20 protein-coding genes are annotated in these 20,304 nt (G+C 75.7%); 6 read left to right on the forward strand and 14 right to left on the reverse strand.

Going from position 1 to position 20,304, the window contains the following annotated elements; translation table 11 throughout:
- Positions 1-242 precede the first annotated feature (242 nt).
- Positions 243-665 carry an organic hydroperoxide resistance protein gene (locus GTR00_RS02295; RefSeq protein ID WP_166610041.1) on the forward strand — a complete coding sequence of 141 codons (423 nt, stop codon included), beginning with the start codon at positions 243-245 and terminating at the stop codon, positions 663-665.
- A 19-nt stretch (positions 666-684) separates the two neighbouring features.
- Here the strand turns inward: GTR00_RS02295 and GTR00_RS02300 are convergent, their stop codons facing one another.
- A complete protein-coding gene (locus GTR00_RS02300) occupies positions 685-1,491 on the reverse strand; it encodes an exodeoxyribonuclease III (protein WP_323132150.1) in 807 nt (268 codons plus the stop codon).
- Between the two features lie 136 nt (positions 1,492-1,627).
- Between GTR00_RS02300 and GTR00_RS25440 the strand changes: the two genes are divergently transcribed.
- A complete protein-coding gene (locus GTR00_RS25440; RefSeq protein ID WP_240899228.1) occupies positions 1,628-1,837 on the forward strand; it encodes a hypothetical protein in 210 nt (69 codons plus the stop codon).
- A gap of 40 nt (positions 1,838-1,877) precedes the next feature.
- On the opposite strand, the gene GTR00_RS02305 is transcribed toward GTR00_RS25440, so the two are convergent.
- Positions 1,878-2,786: a pyridoxal-phosphate dependent enzyme gene (locus GTR00_RS02305; RefSeq protein ID WP_166610053.1), complete on the reverse strand. Its 909-nt coding sequence runs from the start codon at positions 2,784-2,786 to the stop codon at positions 1,878-1,880.
- An 8-nt stretch (positions 2,787-2,794) separates the two neighbouring features.
- On the opposite strand from GTR00_RS02305, the gene GTR00_RS02310 reads away from it, so the two are divergent.
- A complete protein-coding gene (locus GTR00_RS02310; protein ID WP_205704872.1) occupies positions 2,795-4,123 on the forward strand; it encodes an alpha-amylase family protein in 1,329 nt (442 codons plus the stop codon).
- 84 nt (positions 4,124-4,207) lie between these two features.
- On the opposite strand, the gene GTR00_RS02315 is transcribed toward GTR00_RS02310, so the two are convergent.
- From GTR00_RS02315 to GTR00_RS02325, 3 genes are all read right to left on the reverse strand, one after another.
- On the reverse strand, positions 4,208-5,095 hold the full coding sequence (locus GTR00_RS02315; RefSeq protein ID WP_166610043.1) for a bifunctional methylenetetrahydrofolate dehydrogenase/methenyltetrahydrofolate cyclohydrolase: 888 nt from the start codon (positions 5,093-5,095) through the stop codon (positions 4,208-4,210).
- Positions 5,092-6,396: a serine hydroxymethyltransferase gene (glyA, locus tag GTR00_RS02320; protein WP_323132151.1), complete on the reverse strand. Its 1,305-nt coding sequence runs from the start codon at positions 6,394-6,396 to the stop codon at positions 5,092-5,094. The genes GTR00_RS02315 and glyA overlap by 4 nt, the downstream gene beginning before the upstream one ends.
- Before the next feature lie 158 nt (positions 6,397-6,554).
- Positions 6,555-7,688 carry an isochorismate synthase gene (locus GTR00_RS02325; RefSeq protein WP_166610044.1) on the reverse strand — a complete coding sequence of 378 codons (1,134 nt, stop codon included), beginning with the start codon at positions 7,686-7,688 and terminating at the stop codon, positions 6,555-6,557.
- Between the two features lie 24 nt (positions 7,689-7,712).
- Between GTR00_RS02325 and purU the strand changes: the two genes are divergently transcribed.
- Positions 7,713-8,570 (forward strand): formyltetrahydrofolate deformylase, encoded by an 858-nt coding sequence (gene purU, locus GTR00_RS02330; protein ID WP_166610045.1) that lies wholly within the window; start codon positions 7,713-7,715, stop codon positions 8,568-8,570.
- A gap of 76 nt (positions 8,571-8,646) precedes the next feature.
- Here the strand turns inward: purU and GTR00_RS02335 are convergent, their stop codons facing one another.
- The 5 genes from GTR00_RS02335 to GTR00_RS02355 form a co-directional block, all read right to left on the reverse strand.
- Positions 8,647-9,393: a phosphocholine cytidylyltransferase family protein gene (locus GTR00_RS02335; RefSeq protein ID WP_166610046.1), complete on the reverse strand. Its 747-nt coding sequence runs from the start codon at positions 9,391-9,393 to the stop codon at positions 8,647-8,649.
- Positions 9,390-10,472 (reverse strand): CDP-glycerol glycerophosphotransferase family protein, encoded by a 1,083-nt coding sequence (locus tag GTR00_RS02340; protein WP_166610047.1) that lies wholly within the window; start codon positions 10,470-10,472, stop codon positions 9,390-9,392. The genes GTR00_RS02335 and GTR00_RS02340 overlap by 4 nt, the downstream gene beginning before the upstream one ends.
- 152 nt (positions 10,473-10,624) lie before the next feature.
- Positions 10,625-11,347, reverse strand: a complete 723-nt coding sequence (locus GTR00_RS02345) for a phosphocholine cytidylyltransferase family protein (RefSeq protein ID WP_166610056.1) — start codon at positions 11,345-11,347, stop codon at positions 10,625-10,627.
- Positions 11,348-11,376: 29 nt separating this feature from the next.
- Complete coding sequence (locus GTR00_RS02350; RefSeq protein WP_166610048.1) at positions 11,377-12,465, reverse strand: CDP-glycerol glycerophosphotransferase family protein; 1,089 nt, start codon at positions 12,463-12,465, stop codon at positions 11,377-11,379.
- A 588-nt stretch (positions 12,466-13,053) separates the two neighbouring features.
- Positions 13,054-14,268, reverse strand: a complete 1,215-nt coding sequence (locus tag GTR00_RS02355) for an NADP-dependent isocitrate dehydrogenase (protein ID WP_166610049.1) — start codon at positions 14,266-14,268, stop codon at positions 13,054-13,056.
- A gap of 176 nt (positions 14,269-14,444) precedes the next feature.
- Between GTR00_RS02355 and GTR00_RS02360 the strand changes: the two genes are divergently transcribed.
- The gene (locus GTR00_RS02360) at positions 14,445-16,070 is read left to right on the forward strand and encodes an acyl-CoA carboxylase subunit beta (RefSeq protein ID WP_166610057.1); all 1,626 of its coding nucleotides are present in this window, start codon (positions 14,445-14,447) and stop codon (positions 16,068-16,070) included.
- The gene (locus GTR00_RS23335; protein WP_205704874.1) at positions 16,067-16,333 is read left to right on the forward strand and encodes an acyl-CoA carboxylase subunit epsilon; all 267 of its coding nucleotides are present in this window, start codon (positions 16,067-16,069) and stop codon (positions 16,331-16,333) included. Before GTR00_RS02360 ends, GTR00_RS23335 begins: the two co-directional genes overlap by 4 nt.
- 21 nt (positions 16,334-16,354) lie before the next feature.
- Here GTR00_RS23335 and idi read toward each other — a convergent pair whose 3' ends face one another.
- From idi to purH, 4 genes are all read right to left on the reverse strand, one after another.
- The gene (gene idi, locus GTR00_RS02370; RefSeq protein ID WP_166610050.1) at positions 16,355-16,915 is read right to left on the reverse strand and encodes an isopentenyl-diphosphate Delta-isomerase; all 561 of its coding nucleotides are present in this window, start codon (positions 16,913-16,915) and stop codon (positions 16,355-16,357) included.
- Positions 16,916-16,986: 71 nt separating this feature from the next.
- Positions 16,987-18,144 (reverse strand): dimethylsulfone monooxygenase SfnG, encoded by a 1,158-nt coding sequence (gene sfnG / locus GTR00_RS02375; RefSeq protein ID WP_240899229.1) that lies wholly within the window; start codon positions 18,142-18,144, stop codon positions 16,987-16,989.
- A 152-nt stretch (positions 18,145-18,296) separates the two neighbouring features.
- Complete coding sequence (locus tag GTR00_RS24710; RefSeq protein WP_205704875.1) at positions 18,297-18,557, reverse strand: DUF3017 domain-containing protein; 261 nt, start codon at positions 18,555-18,557, stop codon at positions 18,297-18,299.
- 119 nt (positions 18,558-18,676) lie between these two features.
- A complete protein-coding gene (gene purH, locus GTR00_RS02385) occupies positions 18,677-20,269 on the reverse strand; it encodes a bifunctional phosphoribosylaminoimidazolecarboxamide formyltransferase/IMP cyclohydrolase (protein WP_166610052.1) in 1,593 nt (530 codons plus the stop codon).
- Positions 20,270-20,304: the final 35 nt, after the last annotated feature.

Below are 20,304 nucleotides of genomic sequence, written 5' to 3' on the forward strand. Positions count from 1 at the left end.
CTCACCGACGGCCGGCCCCGGCACGCGCTGCGCTGGGCGGCGGCGGGCGCCGCGCTGGCCGGCGCGGTGGCCGCGACGGTGGCGCTGGCGCGCTGAGGGTGCCGCCCCCGGCCCCGGGGAGCGCGTCGACCGGGCGCAGGCGGGCCACGACGAGGCCCTCCTCGCCGGGGAAGTGCGGGTGGTCGGCGCAGGGTGTGCACTGCGGGACGACGAACGTCCCCCCTGCCGACCCGGAGGTCCCCTTGCCCGCCGTCTACACCGCCGTCGCCACCGCCACCGGGGAGGGCCGCAACGGCCACGCCCGCACCGACGACGGCCTGGTCGACGTCGACCTCGCCGTGCCCCGCGAGATGGGCGGGCCCGGCGGCGCCACCAACCCCGAGCAGCTCTTCGCCGCCGGCTACGCCGCCTGCTTCCACGGCGCCCTGAAGGCCGTGGCCCGCGAGCGGGGGGTGGCCTTCACCGACTCCGCCGTCACCGCCGAGGTCGGCATCGGCCCGGACGGGGCCGGCGGGTTCGCCCTGGAGGTGGCCCTGCACGTCGAGCTCGGCGGGCTGGAGCAGGCCGCGGCCGAGGAGCTCGTCCGGGCCGCGCACCAGGTCTGCCCGTACTCCAACGCCACCCGCGGCAACGTCGAGGTGGTCCTGGAGACCGTCACGGCCTGAGCGCCGCGCCCGCCGCGGCTCACACGTCGTACGCCACCACGACCGGCGCGTGGTCGCTGAAGCGCTCGGCGTAGGAGGCGGCGCGGTCGACCACCGCGCTCCTCGCCCGGGCCGCCAGGCCCTCGGTGGCCACGTGCAGGTCGATCCGCCAGCCCGTGTCGCGGTCGAAGGCCTGGCCCCGCCAGCTCCACCACGAGTACGGCCCCTCCACGCCCGGGTGCAGCGAGCGCACCACGTCCACCCAGCCGGAGGCGAACCAGCGGTCGTAGCGGGCGCGCTCCTCGGGCAGGAAACCCGCCTTCTTCAGGTTCCCCCGCCAGTTCTTGATGTCCTGCTCGCGGTGGGCGACGTTGAAGTCGCCGCACACCACAGCGTGCCCCCCGCGCTCGCGCAGCTGCTCCAGCCGGGCGCCCACCGCGTCCAGGAACGCGAGCTTGTCGTCCTGCTTGGGGGTGCCCGCCTCGCCGGTGTGCACGTACACCGACACCACCGTCACGGTGCCCGAGGGGGTCTGCACGTCCAGCTCCACCCAGCGGCCGGCGCCGTCGAAGCGCGGGTCCAGCTCGGTGCGCTGCTCGCCCACCGGCAGGCGGGTGGCCACCGCCACGCCCGCCCGGCCCCGGGTGCCGGCGTCGGTGGGCTCGCGGTGCGCCACGTGCCAGCCGCCCCCGAGGGACTGCTCGAGCAGGGCCCCCAGCACCTCGTCGGGGGCGCGCACCTCCTGCAGGCACAGCACGTCCGGGGCCCGCTCGGCGAGCCAGGGGGCCATGCCGCGGCGCACGGCGGCGCGGATGCCGTTGACGTTGACGGTGGCGACGGTGAGCACCGCCCCATCCTGGCGGCGGCGGCCGCCGGCCGGCGCGAGGGGGTCGCCCGCCGGTGCGCCCGGGCGCCGGGGGGGGCATGCTGGTCCCAGCAGCGCCGGGACCGCCGGCGCACCCGCCGAGCACCCGGACCCGACCGTGACCGACGCACCCCGCGCCACCGCACCCGACGACGACGTGCGCGCCCGGGCCGTGCGGGCGCTGAGCCGTTCGAGCCGGGTGCGCGCGGACGCGTGGACCGCGTGCGCGCGCGCCGCGGCGGTGCGCCAGCACGGCGAGCTCATCAGGCTGCAGTCGGTGGCCGCGCGCCTGGGGGTGCCCGCCCCGCAGCCGCACCGGGCGGGGTGAGCCCCGGCCGCTGCGAGTGCGGCCGCGCCCGCGGGGGGCGTCAGTCGCGGAACAGCGCCGAGCAGGCGTTGAGCGCGGGCTGGCCGCCCAGGTGCGCGAAGAGCACGTTCGAGCCGGGTGGGATCCTGCCCCCGCGCACCAGGTCGACCAGCCCGGCCATCGACTTGCCCTCGTGGACGGGGTCGAGGACGACGCCCTCCAGGCGCCCCACGAGGCGGATCGCCTCCAGGGTGGAGGCCACGGGCACGCCGTAGCGCTCCCCCGCCCAGCCGAGCAGGACCTCGACCTCGTCCTCGCGCAGGTCGCGGCCGAGGTCGATCAGGTCGGCGGTGCGGCGGGCGATGCGCTCGACCTGCGCGCGCGTCTCGGCCAGCTCCGCGGAGGCGTCGATGCCGATCACGCGGCGCGGGCGGTCCTGGGCGGCGAACCCGGCGACCATCCCGGCCTGCGTGGAGCCGGCCTGCGTGGAGCCGGTCACCGAGCACACCACGACCGTGTCGAAGAAGACGCCCAGCTCCTCCTCCTGCCGGCGCACCTCCTCGGCCCAGCGGGCGAACCCCAGCCCGCCGAGGCGGTGGTCGGAGGCGCCGGCGGGGATGGCGTGGGGGGTGCCGCCGGCGGCGCGCACGTCCTGCACCGCCCTCAGGCCCAGGTGCGCGGCGACGGCGGCGACCTGCCGGGTGTGGTTGGACTGGTACCCGCCGATGGGGACCAGGGTGTCCGCGCCCTGCGCCAGGGCCTCGGGCACGAGGTGCTCCAGCTCGCGGGTCTTGTTGCCGCCGTGGGCCAGGCCGGAGTTGACGTCCTCGCGCTTGGCCCAGACGCGCGCGCCGCCCAGGTGGGCGCTGAGCCGGTCCAGCGGGTGCACGGGGCTGGGCCCGAAGGTGAGCGGGCCGCCGCGCGGGGTCGCCGCCCCCGCCGCGCGGGACGAGCGCTCCTCCTGGAGGATGCGGCGCCGTGACGTCGTGGACCGAGCACGTGATGTGGTGGCACCTGTACCCGCTGGGCTTCACCGGCGCCCCCGTGCGCCCGGCCGACGGCGCGGGCGGCGCGGGCGACGTGGTGCACCGGCTGGGGCGGGTGGGGGCGTGGCTGGACCACGTCGTCGAGCTCGGCCTGAACGGCCTCGCCCTCGGCCCGGTCTTCGCCTCCTCCACCCACGGCTACGACACCGTCGACCACTTCCGCGTCGACCCGCGCCTGGGCGACGAGGGCGACTTCGAGCGCCTGGTCGCCGCGGCCCGCGCGCGCGGGCTGCGCGTGCAGCTCGACGGGGTGTTCAACCACGTCGGCCGCGCGCACCCGGCCTTCCGCGCCCTGGAGGAGCACGGGCCCGCGGCGCCCACGGCCGGCATGTTCCGCGTCGACTGGGAGGGCTGGCGCCCCGGGGAGCCGGTGCGCGCGCAGGTGTTCGAGGGGCACGAGCAGCTCGTGGCCCTGGACCACTCCTCCCCGGCCGTGGAGGACCTCGTGGTGCGGGTGATGACGCACTGGCTGGAGCGGGGCGCGGACGCCTGGCGGCTGGACGCCGCCTACGCCGTGGACCCGGGGTTCTGGGCGCGGGTGCTGCCGCAGGTGCGCCGCGCCCACCCGGGGGCCTGGTTCACCGGCGAGGTCATCCACGGCGACGCCGCCGGGATCGTGCGCGCCTCCACCGTGGACTCCCTGACGCAGTACGAGCTGTGGCAGGGCCTGTGGCACGGCATCGCCGACGGCAACCTCTTCGAGCTCGCCCACGCCCTGCGCCGCCACGACGCCCTGCTGGCCACGTTCGCGCCCTCGACGTTCGTGGGCAACCACGACGTCACGCGCATCGCCTCCGCCCTCGGCGCCGACCTCGTCCCCCACGCCCTGGCCGTGCTGCTCACCGTGGCGGGCGTGCCCAGCGTGTACGCCGGTGACGAGTTCGCCTGGACGGGCGTGAAGGAGCAGCGCGCCGGCGGCGACGACGCGGTGCGCCCGGAGTTCCCCGCGCACCCGCCCGCCGAGGCCGAGCTGGACGCCGGCGCGCGGGAGGTGCTGCGCGCCCACCGCTCCCTGATCGCGCTGCGCCGGCGCCACCCGTGGCTGGTGCGCGCGCACACCGACGTCGTGCACCTGGAGAACCGGCGCGCCGTGCTGCGCACCGCCACCGGCGCCGGCGCCGTGGTCGTGGCGCTGAACCTGGAGCACTCCCCCGCCGACCTGCCCGCCGCGGGCGCCGGCGCGCTCGCCTGCGGCGCGGGGCGCCTGGCCGGCGGCCGGGTGCACCTGGGCCCGCGCGGCTGGGCGGTGCTGGAGGGCTGAGCCCCGCACGCACGAGCACCCCGGCGGGCGGGTGCCCACCGGGGTGCTCGAGGGTGCTCGGCCGCGCGGACCCGCGCGTGCGGCTCAGCGCAGGCCGGCGGCCCGCTCCGCGCTCTCCACCACGTTCGTCAGCAGCAGCGCGCGCGTCATCGGCCCCACCCCGCCGGGGTTGGGGGCCACGAACCCGGCCACCTCGGCGACGTCGAGGGCGACGTCGCCGGCCAGCTTCGGCTTGCCCGTCACCGGGTCGGGCACGCGCGAGACGCCCACGTCGAGCACCGCGGCGCCCGGCTTGACGACGTCGCGGGTCACCAGGCCCGGCACGCCCGCCGCCGCGACGACCACGTCGGCGCGGCGCAGGTGCGAGGCGAGGTCCCTGGTGCCGGTGTGGCACAGCGTCACGGTGGCGTTGGGGTGGCGGCGCGTCAGCAGCAGCCCGATGGGGCGGCCCACCGTCACCCCGCGGCCCACCACGACGACCTCCGCGCCGTCCAGCGGCACGTCGTGGCGCAGCAGCAGGTCGATGACCCCGCGCGGCGTGCACGGCAGCGGGGAGGTGATCTCCTCGCGCACCCGCAGCACCAGCCGCCCCAGGTTCGTCGGGTGCAGGCCGTCGGCGTCCTTGGCGGGGTCGACGGCCTCCAGCACCCGGTTGGCGTCGATGCCGGCCGGCAGCGGCAGCTGCACGATGAACCCGGTGCAGGCCGGGTCCGCGTTCAGCCGCGCGACCTCCGCCTCGACCTCGCCCTGGGTGGCCGTGGCCGGCAGCTCCACCTGGATCGAGGCGATGCCCACCTCGGCGCAGTCGCGGTGCTTGCCGCGCACGTACGAGGCCGAGCCGGGGTCGTCGCCCACCAGCACCGTGCCCAGGCCGGGGACCACGCCGTGCTCGCGCAGCTCCGCCACGCGCTCGGTCAGGTCGGCCTTCACGGCCGCCGCGGCGGCCCGGCCGTCGAGGACGACCGCGCTCACGCGAAGGTCTCCGCGCCCGGGTACAGCGGGAAGCGCTCGGTGAGCCGCGCCACGCGCGCGCGCAGCGCCTCGGCGTCGAAGCTCGGCTTGAGCGCCTGCGCGATGACGTCGGCGACCTCGGTGAACTCCTCGGCGCCGAAGCCGCGGGTGGCCAGCGCCGGGGTGCCGATGCGCAGGCCGGAGGTGACCATCGGCGGGCGCGGGTCGAAGGGCACCGCGTTGCGGTTCACGGTGATGCCGACCTCGTGCAGGCGGTCCTCGGCCTGCTGGCCGTCCAGCTGCGACTCGCGCAGGTCCACCAGCACCAGGTGCACGTCGGTGCCGCCGGTGAGGACGGAGACGCCGGCCTCCTTCGCGTCCGGCGCGGTCAGGCGCTCGGCGACGATCCGGGCGCCCTCCAGGGTGCGGGCCTGGCGCTCGCGGAACCCCTCCGAGCCGGCGACCTTGAACGCCACGGCCTTGGCGGCCACGACGTGCATGAGCGGGCCGCCCTGCTGGCCGGGGAAGACCGCCGAGTCGACCTTCTTGGCGTGCTCGGCGGTGGTCAGGATCAGCCCCGAGCGCGGGCCGGCGAGGGTCTTGTGCACGGTGGAGGTCACCACGTGCGCGTGCGGCACCGGCGAGGGGTGCAGGCCCGCGGCCACCAGGCCGGCGAAGTGCGCCATGTCGACCATGAGGTGGGCGCCGACCTCGTCGGCGATCTCGCGGAACGCGGCGAAGTCCAGCTGGCGCGGGTACGCCGACCAGCCGGCGATGATGAGCTTCGGGCGCGCCGACAGCGCCGTGGCGCGCACGACGTCCATGTCCACGCGGAAGGTCCGCGGGTCCACCCCGTAGGCGGACACGTCGTACATCCGGCCCGAGAAGTTGATCTTCATGCCGTGCGTGAGGTGGCCACCGTGGGCCAGCTCCAGGCCCAGGATGCCGTCGCCGCCGCGGATGAAGGCGTGCATGGCGGCGGCGTTGGCGCTGGCGCCGGAGTGCGGCTGCACGTTGGCGTGCTCGGCGCCGAACAGCTCCCTGGCGCGGGTGCGGGCCAGCTCCTCGGCCACGTCGACGTGCTCGCAGCCGCCGTAGTAGCGCTTGCCGGGGTAGCCCTCGGCGTACTTGTTGGTCAGCACCGAGCCCTGCGCCTGCAGCACGGCGCGCGGCGCGAAGTTCTCGCTGGCGATCATCTCCAGCGTGTCGCGCTGGCGGCCCAGCTCGGCGTCGAGGACCGCGGCGATCTCGGGGTCGACCTCGGACAGCGGGCGGTCGGTGACCCCGCCGGTCGCGGTGGGGGTGGGCAGGACGTCGGTCACGTATCGCTCCTCTGGCTCGGGCGGCGGTGGCGACGCGAGGCCCAGGCGGACGACCCCGTGAACGGCGGGCCGGCGCGCGCGGCGCCCGGCCCGTTGCCGCTCCCCGGTGGTGACCACCCTCGCCAGTCGCGGCACCGCCAGGGTAGCCCAGGGCCCCCTCAGCGCGGGACGGCCGCCTCCAGCACCGTGCGCATCTTCGCGGCCGTCTCGCGCACCTCGGCCGCCGGGTCGGAGCCGGCGACGATGCCCGCGCCGCCGAAGATGCGCAGCACCCGCCCGGCGACCTCCGCGCAGCGCACCCCCACGACCCACTCGCCGTCGCCGTCGCCGTCCTGCCACCCGATCGCGCCGGCGTAGCAGCCGCGCTCGAGCCCCTCCACCTCGCGGATCACCTGCAGCGCGGCGCGGCGCGGGGAGCCGCCCACCGCCGGCGTGGGGTGCAGGGCGGCCACCAGGTCCACCGACGTGGTGGTGGTGTCGTTGAGCAGGGCGGTGATGCGCGTGGCCAGGTGCCACACCGTCGGCGTGGCCAGCAGCTCCGGCTGCGGGGCGCTGACCGTGCGGCAGAACGGGCGCAGCGCCTCCACCACGGCGTCCACCACGTAGGCGTGCTCGCGGCGGTCCTTGTCGGAGGCCATCAGCGCGTCGGCGCGGCGCAGGTCCTCCTCCGGCTCCGGCGAGCGCGGCACGGAGCCGGCCAGCGGGCGCAGCAGCACGCTGGGACCGCGCCGGCGCAGCAGCAGCTCCGGGCTGGCGCCCACCAGCCAGCGCGCTCCGGCGCGCGCGGGGTCGTCCAGCGGCACCGCCAGCGTCGTGGCGGCCGGGTTGCGCGCGCCCAGCTCGGCCACCAGGTCCGGCACCGACCAGTCCACCAGGGCGGTCAGCTCCAGGGAGCGGGCCAGCACCACCTTGTGCACGTCGCCGGCGGCGATGCGCGCCAGCGCCGCGCGCACCTCGGCGGCGTACCCCTCCGGCGTGGGCAGCGGGCGGCTGCGCGCCACCGTGGCCGGCACCGGCACGTGCCCCGGCGGGGGCGTCAGCGGCCCCGGGGTGCGCACCGCCGGGCCCACGCGCAGCGCACCGGGGGCGCTGAGGTCGAAGGGCACCGCGCCGGCCACCACGACGCCCTCGGGCTCGTCGTCCAGGGTGCGCACGGTGCGGCGCAGCTGCTCGGCGCCGGAGCCGCCGGGCACCGGCGGGCGGGGGCCGGTCTGCACGAGGGTGCTCTTGGCGTCGGAGAAGACGGTGGCGCCGGCGCGCACCGCGAGGGCCGCCGAGGCGGGATCTGGCACGCGCCCACCCTAGGCTTCACCCCCGTGAGCGCACGCCCGAGGGTCCTGACCCTGTCCTGCCCCGACCGTCCCGGCATCGTGCACGCCGTCACCGGGGCCCTGGTGGCGCTGGACGCCAACATCACCGAGAGCCAGCAGTACGGGGACCCGGACACCGGGCTGTTCTTCATGCGCGTGGCCTTCGACGCCGCCGCCAGCGACGAGGCGCTGCGCGAGACCGTCGGCGTGGTCGCCGCCCGCTTCGAGCTGACGTGGCAGCTGCGCGACGCCGCCGAGCGGGTGCGCACCCTGGTGCTGTGCTCCAAGCAGGGCCACTGCCTCAACGACCTGCTCTTCCGGCACCGCTCCGGCGACCTGCCGGTGGACGTGGTCGGCGTGGTGTCCAACCACACCGACCTGGCCCCGCTGGCGCAGTTCTACGGGGTGCCCTTCCACCACGTGCCCGTCGCCACCGGCGACGCCGCCTCCAAGGGGGCCGCCGAGGCGCGCCTGCTCGAGCTGGTCTCCGAGCTGGACGTGGAGCTGGTGGTGCTGGCCCGCTACATGCAGATCCTGTCCGACGCCCTGTGCCGGGAGCTGTCGGGCCGGGCGATCAACATCCACCACTCGTTCCTGCCCAGCTTCAAGGGCGCCAAGCCGTACCACCAGGCCCACGCCCGCGGCGTGAAGATCATCGGGGCGACCGCCCACTACGTCACCGCCGACCTCGACGAGGGCCCGATCATCGAGCAGGAGATCGAGCGCGTCGACCACCGCCACGCCCCGGCCGAGCTGGTGCGCACCGGCCAGGACGTCGAGGCGCGCACCCTGGCGCGCGCGGTGCGCTGGCACGCGGAGCACCGCGTCCTGCTCGACGGGCACCGCACGGTCGTCTTCCGCTAGGCCCGGCCGCCGGCCGGGCCGCGGGCGCAGCCCTTCCGGTCCCGCCACCGGGTGCCCGGTGGCGGGACCGGACGGCTCAGCGGACGTGCGCGGGGGCCCCCATGCGCAGGTGCTCGGCGTCGATGCGGTCCGCGCGCTGCAGGTCCTCCTCGAAGTCCACCTCCACGACGTCGAACCGGGAGATGTCGATGGGCACCACCCGCACCCCGCGGCGGGCGACGGCCGTCTCGATGCCGCGCTCGAAGTAGTCGGTGTCCGCGCAGGCGCGCAGCTCCTCCACCAGCACCGCCTTGTCGGCGGCGGAGACGTAGTTGATGCCCACCGCCTCCCCGAGGCCGTCCACGACGGTCTTGGACAGCTCGCGCACGAAGCCCTCGGCGTCGACGGTGTACTTCACCTCCTCCTCGCCCACGGCGGCGGTGTTCACGCACACGAACGTCTCGTCGCGCTCCAGCCAGGGCTGCACGTGCTGCAGGATCCGCGGGTCGAAGACGACGTCGCCGTTCACCCACAGCACCCCGCCGGGGTGGGAGGTGACCAGGGCGCGCAGCAGGCTCTTGGAGGTGTTCGTGGAGTCGAACAGCTCGTTGTAGGCGAAGAGCACGTCGGGTTGGGCCTCCATGATGACGGTGGCCTTGAAGCCCACCACCACGGTGATCGGCACGTCCTCGCCGAGCACGGTGCGCAGGTTCTCCACCTGCTGCTGCATGATCGTGCGCCCGTCGCGCAGGCGGGTCTGCGACTTGGGCAGCGGCCGGCCCAGCCGGGTGCCCAGCCCGGCGGCGAGGATGACGGCCTGGGTCTCAGCGGTGTGGCGGTTCACGGTCGGGCCTCCCCGGTCGGCAGGACGAGGTCGAGCACGCGGTCGGCGGCGTGCCCGTCCTCGGCGTGGCAGAACCTCTCCTGGAACGCCTCGTAGCGCTCCTTGTAGGCGGTGCGGACCCCGTCGAGGTCGGCGAGGGCGTCGAGCACCTGCTCGGACCCGGCGACCATCGGGCCGGGCGCGACCTCGTGCGGGTCGAAGTAGAACCCGCGCAGGACGTCGCGGTAGCGGTCCAGGTCGTAGACGTAGTACACGATCGGCTTGCCCGTGACCGCGAAGTCGAACTGGGTGGAGGAGTAGTCGGTCACCATGACGTCCGCGGCCAGGTACAGGTCGCTGATGTCGGGGTGGAACGACACGTCCAGCACGCCCGGCACGTCCAGGCCCTGCAGGGCGGCCGAGACCATGTAGTGCAGGCGCAGCAGCAGCACGTGGTCCCGGCCCAGGCGCTCGGTGAAGCGCTGCAGGTCCAGGGCCAGGCGGAAGTCGGGCCCGTCGCCGAACTTGTCGTCGTCGCGCCACGTCGGCGTGTACAGCACGGCGGTGCGCCCGTCCTCGACGCCGAGCTCGGCGCGCACCCGCTCGCGGCGCTGCGCGGCGTCGGGGGCGCTGAGCACGTCGTTGCGCGGGTAGCCGGTGACGGGCACGGGCCCGCCGAAGCGGAAGGCCCCGCGCAGCGGGCCGACGCTGGCCTCGTTCGGCGAGAGCAGCACGTCCCACTTGGCCACGTCGTGGTCCAGGCGGTCCAGGCGCCCCTCGGGCGCGAAGAGGACGTCGCGGTGGATGCGCTTGAGCGGCGTGCCGTGCCAGGTCTGCAGGTACGTCGTGCCGGCGCGCTTGTCCCACGGGAAGTCCAGGTGGGTGTTGGAGACGACCAGGTCGGCGGACTCCAGGGCGCGCACGGCCCCCGGGGAGTCGATGTCCACGGTGGCGGTGCCCTCGGGGAAGCCGTGGGCGTGCGCCGGCGTGGACAGCCAGACGTGCTCGTCGTCGCGGTCGCCGCGCGCGAGCAGGCGCTGGTGCAGCGCGCGCGGGTTGTCCGAGTACCGCCCCTCGAAGCTGTGGTAGACGATCTTCACGGTGCCCCTCGTCGGTCAGGCCGGTGGCTGACTCGTGGTTCGGTCGCGTCCCGGCGCGATCACCCATGATGCGGCACCCCGGGGCTGCGTGCAGCACAGCGGCGGTGCGGCGGGGGCGGGCGGGCGCCGCTCCCCCCGCCCCCGCGCGGGGCTCAGCCGGTGACGGCGTCCATGCGCAGGCGCCCGGCCTCGATGCGGTCCGCGCGCCGCAGGTCCTCCTCGAAGTCCACCTCGACCACGTCGAAGCCCGAGACGTCCACGGGGGCCACCCGCACCCCGCGCGCGATCGCCGTCTCGATGCCGCGCTCGAAGTAGTCGGTGTCCGCGCAGGCGCGCAGCTCCTGCACCAGCACCGCCTTGTCGGCGGCGCAGACGTGGTTGATGCCCACGGCCTCGCCCAGCCCGCCGGTCACCGACTTGGACAGCTCGCGCACGAAGCCCTCGGCGTCGACGGTGTACTTCACCTCCTCCTCGCCCACGGCGGCGGTGTTCACGCACACGAACGTCTCGTCGCGCTCGATCCACGGGCGGGCGTCGCGCAGCACGCGCGGGTCGAAGACGACGTCGCCGTTCATCCACAGCACCCCGCCGGGCCGGGAGGTGACCAGGGCGCGCAGCAGGCTCTTGGAGGTGTTCGTGGAGTCGAAGACCTCGTTGTAGGCGTACAGCAGGTCCGGGTGGGCCTCCATGACGACCATCGCCTTGAAGCCCACCACGACGGTGATCGGCACGTCCGGGCCCAGCGCGGCGCGCACGCCGTCCACCTGCTGCTGCATGATCGTGCGCCCGTCGCGCAGGCGGGTCTGCGACTTGGGCAGCGGCCGGCCCAGCCGGGTGCCCAGCCCCGCGGCGAGGATGACCACCTGCACGTCCAGCGGGCCGCGCACCCCGTCGGTGCGGCGGCTCACGCGCGCACCCCCCGCCCGGCCAGGACCAGGTCGAGGACGCGGTCGGCGGCGTGCCCGTCCTCGGCGTGGCAGAACCTCTCCTGGAACGCCTCGTAGCGCACCTTGTGCTCCACCCGCACGCCCTCCAGGTCGGCGAGGGCGTCCAGGACCTCCTCGGAGGTGCGCACCACGGGACCGGGCGCGACCTCGTGCGGGTCGAAGTAGAACCCGCGCAGGACGTCGCGGTAGCGCTCCAGGTCGTAGGTGAACGACACCACCGGCTTGCCGGTGATCGCGAAGTCGAACACCGCCGAGGAGTAGTCGGTGACCAGGACGTCGGCGGCCAGGTACAGGTCGTTGACGTCGGGGTGGTGGGAGACGTCCAGCACGCCGGGCGCGTCCAGGCCGTGCAGCGCGTCGGGCACCAGGTAGTGCAGGCGCATCAGCAGCACGTGGCTGTCCCCGAGCCGCTGCGCGAAGCGCTGCAGGTCCAGGGCCAGGCGGAAGTCGGGCCCGTCGCCGAAGCGGTCGTCGTCGCGCCACGTCGGCGCGTACAGCACGGCGGTCCTGTCCTCCGGGACGCCCAGCGCGGCGCGCACCCGCTCGCGGCGCTGCGCGGCGTCGGGGGCGCTGAGGGCGTCGTTGCGCGGGTAGCCGGTGACGGGCACGGGCCCGCCGAAGCGGAAGGCGCCGCGCAGCGCGCCGGCGCCGGCGTCGCTGGGGCCCAGCAGCAGGTCCCAGCGGGTGACGTCGTCGTCGAGCTTGGCCATGACGTCCTCGCCGGCGGGCTGGGTGAAGTGCGCGTCGCGGTGGATGCGCTTCATCGGCGTGCCGTGCCAGGTCTGCAGGTACGTGGTGCCGGGGCGCTTGCCCCAGGCGGGCAGGTGGTTGTCGGCGACGACCAGGTCGGCCGAGGCCAGCGCGTCCAGGGCCGCCGGGCCGTGCAGCGGCACGGTGGCGGTGCCGGCGGGGAAGCCGCCGGCGTGCTCGGCGCCGGCCAGCCAGACGTGCTCGGCCGCGACGTCCGCCCGGGCCAGCAGACGCTGGTGCAGGGCCCGGGGGTTGTCGGAGTACCGCCCTCCGAAGCTGTAGTAGACGATCTTCACGGTGTTCCTGTCGCTCGGGCCCGGGGGGGCCGTGTCCGCCCGCCGTCGGCGGGCGCCCCATGATGCCCGCTGAGCGGCGCCCCGGCGGGCGCTCAGGCCCGCCGCAGCACCGCCCACAGCCGTTCGGCCAGATCCGGTGACGCTCCGTGGTCGAGCGCCCAGCCCCGCGTGCCCCCTCGGCGGGGGTGCCGTCGCCGGCCAGCGGCTGGGCGCTGCGCCACAGCACGCCCGGTGCCAGCCGCGGGTCGCAGTGCGCCACGTCGCGCAGGTTCGCCACGGTCTCCACCGGCTCCGGCTCCTGCCCGGCGGGCTCCTCCAGCTCGTGCGGGGCCGGGTCCGGGGCGCGCACCAGCGCCGCCAGCTGCGGGTCCAGCGGCCGCCGCGAGCGCCCGCTCACCGGGCCGCCCCCGCCGCCACGGTGCCCACGAGGTCGGCCGGGAACGCCGCGCGGTCCACGGCGGTCACCGCGGCGGCCTCCGCCGGCGCGCTCGCGGCGGGGTGGGTGCTCACGCCCGCGACCCCAGGGGGGCGCCCGCGGCGCGCGGAGGCCCCCGCACCGGGCGGTGCGGGGGCCTCGCGGGGCGCGGGTCAGGCCAGGCGCGCGCGCAGGTTCTCGTCGAGGGTGCCCAGGAACTCCTCGGTGGTCTGCCACTGCTGCTCGGGGCCGACGAGCAGCGCGAGGTCCTTGGTCATCTTGCCGCTCTCCACGGACTTCACGACCACGTCCTCGAGGGTCTCGGCGAAGCCGGTGACCTCGGGGGTGGAGTCCAGCTGGCCGCGGTGGGCCAGGCCCCGGGTCCAGGCGTAGATGGAGGCGATGGGGTTGGTGGAGGTGGGCTTGCCCTGCTGGTGCTGGCGGTAGTGGCGGGTCACGGTGCCGTGGGCGGCCTCGGCCTCCACCACCGAGCCGTCGGGCGTGGTGAGCACGGAGGTCATCAGGCCCAGGGAGCCGAAGCCCTGCGCGACGGTGTCGGACTGCACGTCGCCGTCGTAGTTCTTGCAGGCCCACACGTAGCCGCCCTCCCACTTCAGGGAGGCGGCGACCATGTCGTCGATGAGGCGGTGCTCGTAGGTGATGCCCGCCTCGTCGAACTTCGCCTTGAACTCGGTCTCGAAGACCTCGGCGAAGATGTCCTTGAAGCGGCCGTCGTAGGCCTTGAGGATCGTGTTCTTCGTGGACAGGTACACCGGGTACCTGCGGGCCAGGCCGTAGTTCAGCGAGGCGCGGGCGAAGTCGTAGATGGAGCTGTCGAGGTTGTACATCGACAGCGACACCCCGGCGCCGGGCGCCTGGAAGACCTCGTGCTCGATGGGCTCCGAGCCGTCCTTGGGGGTGAAGGTCACCGTCAGGGTGCCCTCGCCGGGGAACTTGAAGTCGGTGGCGCGGTACTGGTCGCCGAAGGCGTGGCGTCCGACGATGATCGGCTTGGTCCAGCCCGGCACCAGGCGCGGCACGTTGGAGATGATGATCGGCTCGCGGAAGATCACGCCGCCGAGGATGTTGCGGATCGTGCCGTTGGGCGAGCGCCACATCTTCTTGAGGCCGAACTCCTCCACCCGCGCCTCGTCGGGCGTGATGGTGGCGCACTTCACGCCGACGCCGGCGCGCTGGATGGCGTGGGCGGCGTCGATCGTGACCTGGTCGTCGGTCGCGTCGCGGTTCTCCATGCCCAGGTCGTAGTACTGCAGGTCGACGTCGAGGTAGGGGTGGATCAGCCGGTCCTTGATGAACTGCCAGATGATCCGGGTCATCTCGTCGCCGTCGAGCTCGACGACGGGTCCCTGCACCTTGATCTTGGGCACGTGCTGCCTCCTCCTGACCGTGGGCCGGCCCGCTCCGGGACGGCTTCGTCTCGACGTCAAGCTACCGGGCGCCGCCGGGCGGGGCACCACCCGCCCGGGGCGCCCCGGGCTCGCGGTTCGGGGGGCGGCGCCGCGGGTGGGTACGCTGCCGCCCCGTGAGTGGTCTCGACGCGCCCGTGCACGACCCCGCCCCCGCGGGCCAGCCGGTCCCGGCGGGCCCCGACCCGCGCAGCACCGCCGGCAAGCTCGCCGAGCTGCACCGGCGCGCCGACGCCGCCGTGGCGGCCGCCGACGAGCGCGCCGCCGCCAAGCAGCACCCGCGCGGCAAGAAGACGGCCCGCGAGCGCATCGCCGCCCTGGTCGACCCCGGCTCCTTCGTGGAGCTGGGCGGCTTCGCGCGCTCCGGCGCCACCGCCTTCGGCATGGCGAGCAAGCACGTCGACGGCGACGGGGTGGTCACCGGCTACGCCACGGTGGACGAGCGCCCGGTGGCCGTGTACGCGCAGGACTTCACCGCCTTCGGCGGCTCGCTGGGCGAGGTGCACGGCGCCAAGATCGCCGAGCTGCAGGAGTGGGCGGCCACCAACGGCTGCCCCGTGATCGGCGTCAACGACGGCGGCGGCGCGCGCATCCAGGAGGGCGTGGCCTCCCTGGTGCAGTACGCGCGCATCTTCCGGCGCAACGTGCACGCCTCCGGCGTGGTGCCGCAGGTCTCCCTGATCGCCGGGCCGTGCGCGGGCGGGGCGGTGTACTCCCCCGCGCTGACCGACTTCACCGTCATGGTCGACGGCACCAGCCACATGTTCGTCACCGGCCCGGACGTGATCCGCACCGTGACCGGCGAGGACGTCGGCTTCGAGGAGCTGGGCGGGGGCCGCACCCACGCCTCGCGCTCGGGGGTGGCGCACCACCTGGCCGAGGACGAGGACGAGGCGATCGGCTGGGTGCGCGACCTGCTCTCGTTCCTGCCGAGCAACAACCTCTCCGAGCCGCCGCTGCTGCCGCCGGAGGAGCAGCGCCCGCTGGAGGTCGACGAGCACGACCTGGTGCTGGACACGATCGTGCCGGACTCGGCCAACCAGCCCTACGACATGACCGCCGTGATCGCCGCGATCGTCGACGACGGCGAGTTCCTGCAGGTCCACGAGCTGTTCGCGCCCAACGTGCTGTGCGGCTTCGCGCGCGTGGAGGGCCGCACGGTGGGCATCGTGGCCAACCAGCCCTCGCAGCTGGCCGGCACCCTGGACATCGACGCCTCGGAGAAGGCGGCCCGCTTCGTGCGCACCTGCGACGCCTTCAACGTGCCGGTGCTCACCCTGGTGGACGTGCCCGGCTTCCTGCCCGGCGTCGGGCAGGAGCACGGCGGCATCATCCGCCGCGGCGCCAAGCTGCTGCACGCCTACGCCGAGGCGACCGTGCCGCTGGTGACGGTGATCACCCGCAAGGCGTACGGCGGGGCGTACATCGTCATGGGGTCCAAGGAGATGGGCGCGGACCTGTGCCTGGCCTGGCCGACCGCGCAGATCGCCGTCATGGGGGCGCAGGGCGCGGTGAACATCCTGCACCGCGGCACGCTCAAGCGCGCCGAGGAGGCCGGTGAGGACGTCGAGGCCCGCCGCCGGGAGCTGGTGGCGGAGTACGAGGACGAGCTGGCCAACCCCTACGTCGCCGCCGAGCGCGGCTTCGTCGACGCGGTGGTCGCCCCGTCCGAGACGCGGGTGCAGGTGGCGCGGGCGCTGCGGGCGCTGGCGGGCAAGCGGGCCTCGCTGCCGGCCAAGAAGCACGGGAACATCCCGCTGTGAGCGCGCAGCCGGTGGTCCCCGAGCCCGGGCCGACCCCCGCGGGGGCCGCCGCCGGCCTGCTCGCCGCGCTGCGCATCGAGCGCGGCAACCCCGAGCCGGAGGAGCTGGCGGCGCTGACGGTGGTGCTCACGCGCCTGGCCGCGGCGCCGGCCGCGCCCCCGCCGCCGCTGCCGCGCTCGCACTGGGCGGACCGGGCCCGCTCGCTGGGGCTGCCGCCGGCGCCCGGCCCGGACGGCTGGCGGGCCAGCGCCCTGCCGCGCTGAGCCCGTCGCGCCCGCTGCGCCTCAGCGCAGGCCGGCGGGCAGCTGCTGCAGCTGCAGCAGCATCCACGGGCTGAACGGGGAGGGGTCGGCGGCCACCTCGGCGCGCAGCTGCTCCAGCGGCACCCAGCGCCAGGCGCCGACCTCCTCGGGGTTGGGCGCCAGGTCCGCGGCGAGGGTGGCGGTGAAGACCGGGCACACCTCGTTCTCCACGGTGCCGTCGGCCATCCGGGCGCGGTAGCGGAACCCGGGCAGGACGGGCGCGACGGCGTGCACCGCGCTGCCCAGCTCGTCGGCGGCACGCCGGTGCACGGCGTCGGCGGGGTCCTCGCCCGGGCCCGGGTGGCCGCAGAAGGAGTTCGTCCACACGCCGGGCCAGGTGCGCTTGGTGTCGGCGCGCCGGGTCAGCAGCGTGCGCCCGGCCCCGTCGAGCACCCAGCAGGAGAACGCCAGGTGCAGCGGCGTGGCGGTGTGGTGCACCTGCGACTTGGGCGCGGTGCCGCAGGGGGCGCCGTCCTCGGTGAGCAGGACGACGAGCTCGGTGGCCCCGGTCGCGACGGGCGCGCAGGTGTCGGCAGCGGTCACCGCTGCACCGTACGTGCACCGCGCGCCGCGCGCACGGAGGCGGGCGGGTGCGCGGCGCGGCGGCGGGGCGCTCAGACGAGCGAGGCCACCCGCCCACCGGAGGCGGTGACCGCCTCGTCGAGCTCGGCGCCCAGCGAGAGGTCCTCTCCGTCGGCCAGGCGCTGCTCCAGCTCGCGCACCCGCGGGATGACGAGCTCGCCGAACGCCTCGACCTCCTCCTTCACGTGCAGGAAGCCCAGCAGCAGCAGGTCCACCCCGACCAGGGAGTACGCCAGCACCCGGCGCGCGACCTCGTCGGGGGTGCCGACCAGGCCGGTGCGGAAGCCGTCGTTGTACTGCACGAGGTCGCGGAACTCGCTGTCGGCCCACATGCCCTTGCGGTCCTTCGTGGCGTTGCCGGCCTCCTGCACGGCGGCGCCGAAACCCTCCACCTTGGCGACGTCGGCCTTGGCGATGATCTCCTCCAGCACCGCCCGCGCCTCCTCGCGCGTCTCGCGCACGACGGCGAAGCCGTTGAGGCCGAAGCGGATCCGGCGGCCGGCGGCCGCGGCCAGGGCGCCCACGGTGCGCACCTGCTCGGCGGCGCCGGCGATCGGCTTGCCGTTCATGAAGTACCAGTCGCTGACGCGCCCGGCCATCGCCTGCGCGGCGGTGGAGTTGCCGCCCTGGAACAGCTCCGGCTGCACCCTCGGCTGCGGGCGGAAGGTGATGTCGCGGGCGGAGAAGAAGTCCCCGCTCTGGGAGTACCCGTCCTGGGACCACACCCCGCGCAGCAGGCTGATGAACTCCTCGGACTGGCGGTAGCGCTCGTCGTGCTCGTGCCAGGTGACGCCGAGCTGGGTGGCCTCGTCCTTGAACCAGCCGGAGACGACGTTCAGCGCCAGCCGGTTGCCGGTGAGCTCCTGCGCGGTGGCGGCGAACTTCGCCAGCACGCCGGGGTGCCAGAAGAACGGGTGGACGGCGGCGATGACCTTGATCTTCTCGGTGGCCAGCAGCAGCGCCAGGGAGAACGAGGTGGACTCGTGCTGGGCGTCCGCGCCGTAGGAGGCGAGGTAGCGCACCTGGGTGAGGGCGTACTCGAAGCCCACGCGCTCGGCGGCGCGCGCGACCTCGACGTTGTAGGCGGGCTCGTGGCTCGTGCGCTGCTCGATCGTGGAGACGACGAGACCGCCGGAGACGTTGGGGACCCAGTAGGCGAACTTCACGGGCATGCGGCTGCGCTCCTCCATCGGTCCTGGCGGTAGCACCGGCGGGGCCGTCGTGGCCCCCCCGGTTGCTGCGGCGTCGTCGAGCCAGGTCTCTCGGCCGCTCTGGATGGTCCCGGCGAGCGTAACCCGCCGCGGGCGCGCCCCGCCACGCACCGAGGCGGCCCGCCGGCGGCTCAGCCCTCCGGCAGCGACCAGCTCAGCGCCGCGCACGCGGCGGCCAGCACGAGCAGCACCGCGGTGTCCACGGCGCGCGAGCGCACCGCCAGCGCCCCGGCGACCCGCACCGGCAGCACCAGCCGCAGCACCGCGGCGACCGCCAGGTCCGCGCCCAGCACCAGGCCGCCGGCCACGGGGCCGGCCAGCAGGGTCAGCACCAGGGCCAGCCCGGCCCCGGCCACGAGCGCGCCGAGGACCGCGCCGCCGGCGGGCGGCACGCGTCCCGGGGTCCCCGCCGGCGCGCCTGGCACGCCTGGCACCGTACCGACGGCGGGCACCCGCGGGGCGGGTACGCGCCGGGACGGGCCGGCCGGGACCCCCCTCACCCCCGCGCCGGTCAGTGCGCGAAGTGGCGTGCGCCGGTGAAGTACATCGTCACCCCGGCCGCGCGGGCCGCCTCGACGACCTCCTCGTCGCGGATCGAGCCGCCCGGCTGCACGATCGCGCGCACGCCGGCGTCGATGAGGATCTGCGCGCCGTCGGCGAAGGGGAAGAACGCGTCGGAGGCGGCCACGGCGCCGCGGGCGCGCTCCTCGCCGGCGCGGGAGACGGCCAGGCGGCAGGAGTCCACGCGGTTCACCTGGCCCATGCCCACGCCCACCGAGGCGCCCTCGCGCGCCAGCAGGATCGCGTTGGAGCGCACCGAGCGCACCGAGCGCCAGGCGAACTCCAGGTCGGCCAGGGTCGCCGCGTCGGCGGGCTCGCCGGCCGCCAGCGTCCAGCCCGCCGGCGCGTCGCCCTCGGCGTCGATGCGGTCCAGCTGCTGCACGAGCACGCCGCCGGAGACGGGGCGCCACTCCTCGTCGCGGCGCCCGTAGCCGTCCGGCAGCTGCAGCAGGCGCACGTTCTTCTTGCGCTGCAGCACCTCCAGGGCCTCGGCCTCGAAACCGGGGGCGACGACGACCTCGGTGAACACGTCGGCGACCTGCGCGGCCATCGCGGCGGTGACCACGCGGTTGGCGGCGATGACGCCGCCGTAGGCGGACACCGGGTCGCAGGCGTGCGCCTTGGCGTGGGCGTCGGCCACGTCGGCGCCGGTGGCGATGCCGCAGGGGTTGGCGTGCTTGATGACCGCCACGGCCGGGGCGCTGAAGTCGAACGCCGCGCGCAGGGCCGCGTCGGCGTCGACGTAGTTGTTGTAGGACATCGCCTTGCCGTGCAGCTGCACGGCCTGCGCGATGCCCGGCTCGGCGGCCGGGTCGGCGTACACCGCGGCGCGCTGGTGCGGGTTCTCGCCGTAGCGCAGCACCGAGGTGCGCTCCAGGGCGGCGCCGGTGACGGCGGGCCAGCCCTCGTCGCCCTCGTCCAGGGTCTGCGCGGCGAACCAGCCGGCGACGGCGGTGTCGTAGGAGGCGGTGTGCGCGAACGCCTCCGCGGCCAGGCGGCGGCGCTGCGGCCCGGTGAACCCGCCGGCGGCCACGGCCTGCAGCACCTCGCCGTAGCGGGCGGGGTCGACGACGACGGCGACGCTGGGGTGGTTCTTCGCGGCGGCGCGCACCATGGACGGCCCGCCGATGTCGACCTGCTCCACGACCTCGTCGAAGCCGGCGCCGGAGGCGACGGTCTGGCGGAACGGGTAGAGGTTCACCACGACCAGGTCGAACGGCTCCACGCCCAGGTCGGCCAGCTGCTGCACGTGCTCGGGCAGGCGGCGGTCGGCGAGGATGCCGGCGTGCACGCGCGGGTGCAGCGTCTTGACCCGGCCGTCGAGGCACTCGGGGAAGCCGGTCAGCTCCTCCACGGGCGTCACCGGCACCCCGGCGGCGGCGATGCGCGCGGCGGTGGAGCCGGTGGAGACGATCGCGACGCCCGCGGCGTGCAGGCCGGTGGCGAGCTCCTCCAGGCCCGTCTTGTCGTAGACGCTCACCAGGGCGCGCCTCACCCCCTGGCGCTGCGGCGCGGTCTGCTCGGCGGTCGGGTTCTCGGCCATCGGCTCGGGTCGTCCTCTCGGGGTGGGGTCAGCTC

This window comes from Kineococcus indalonis (assembly GCF_009906395.1).
Classification (GTDB): Bacteria; Actinomycetota; Actinomycetes; order Actinomycetales; family Kineococcaceae; genus Kineococcus; species Kineococcus indalonis.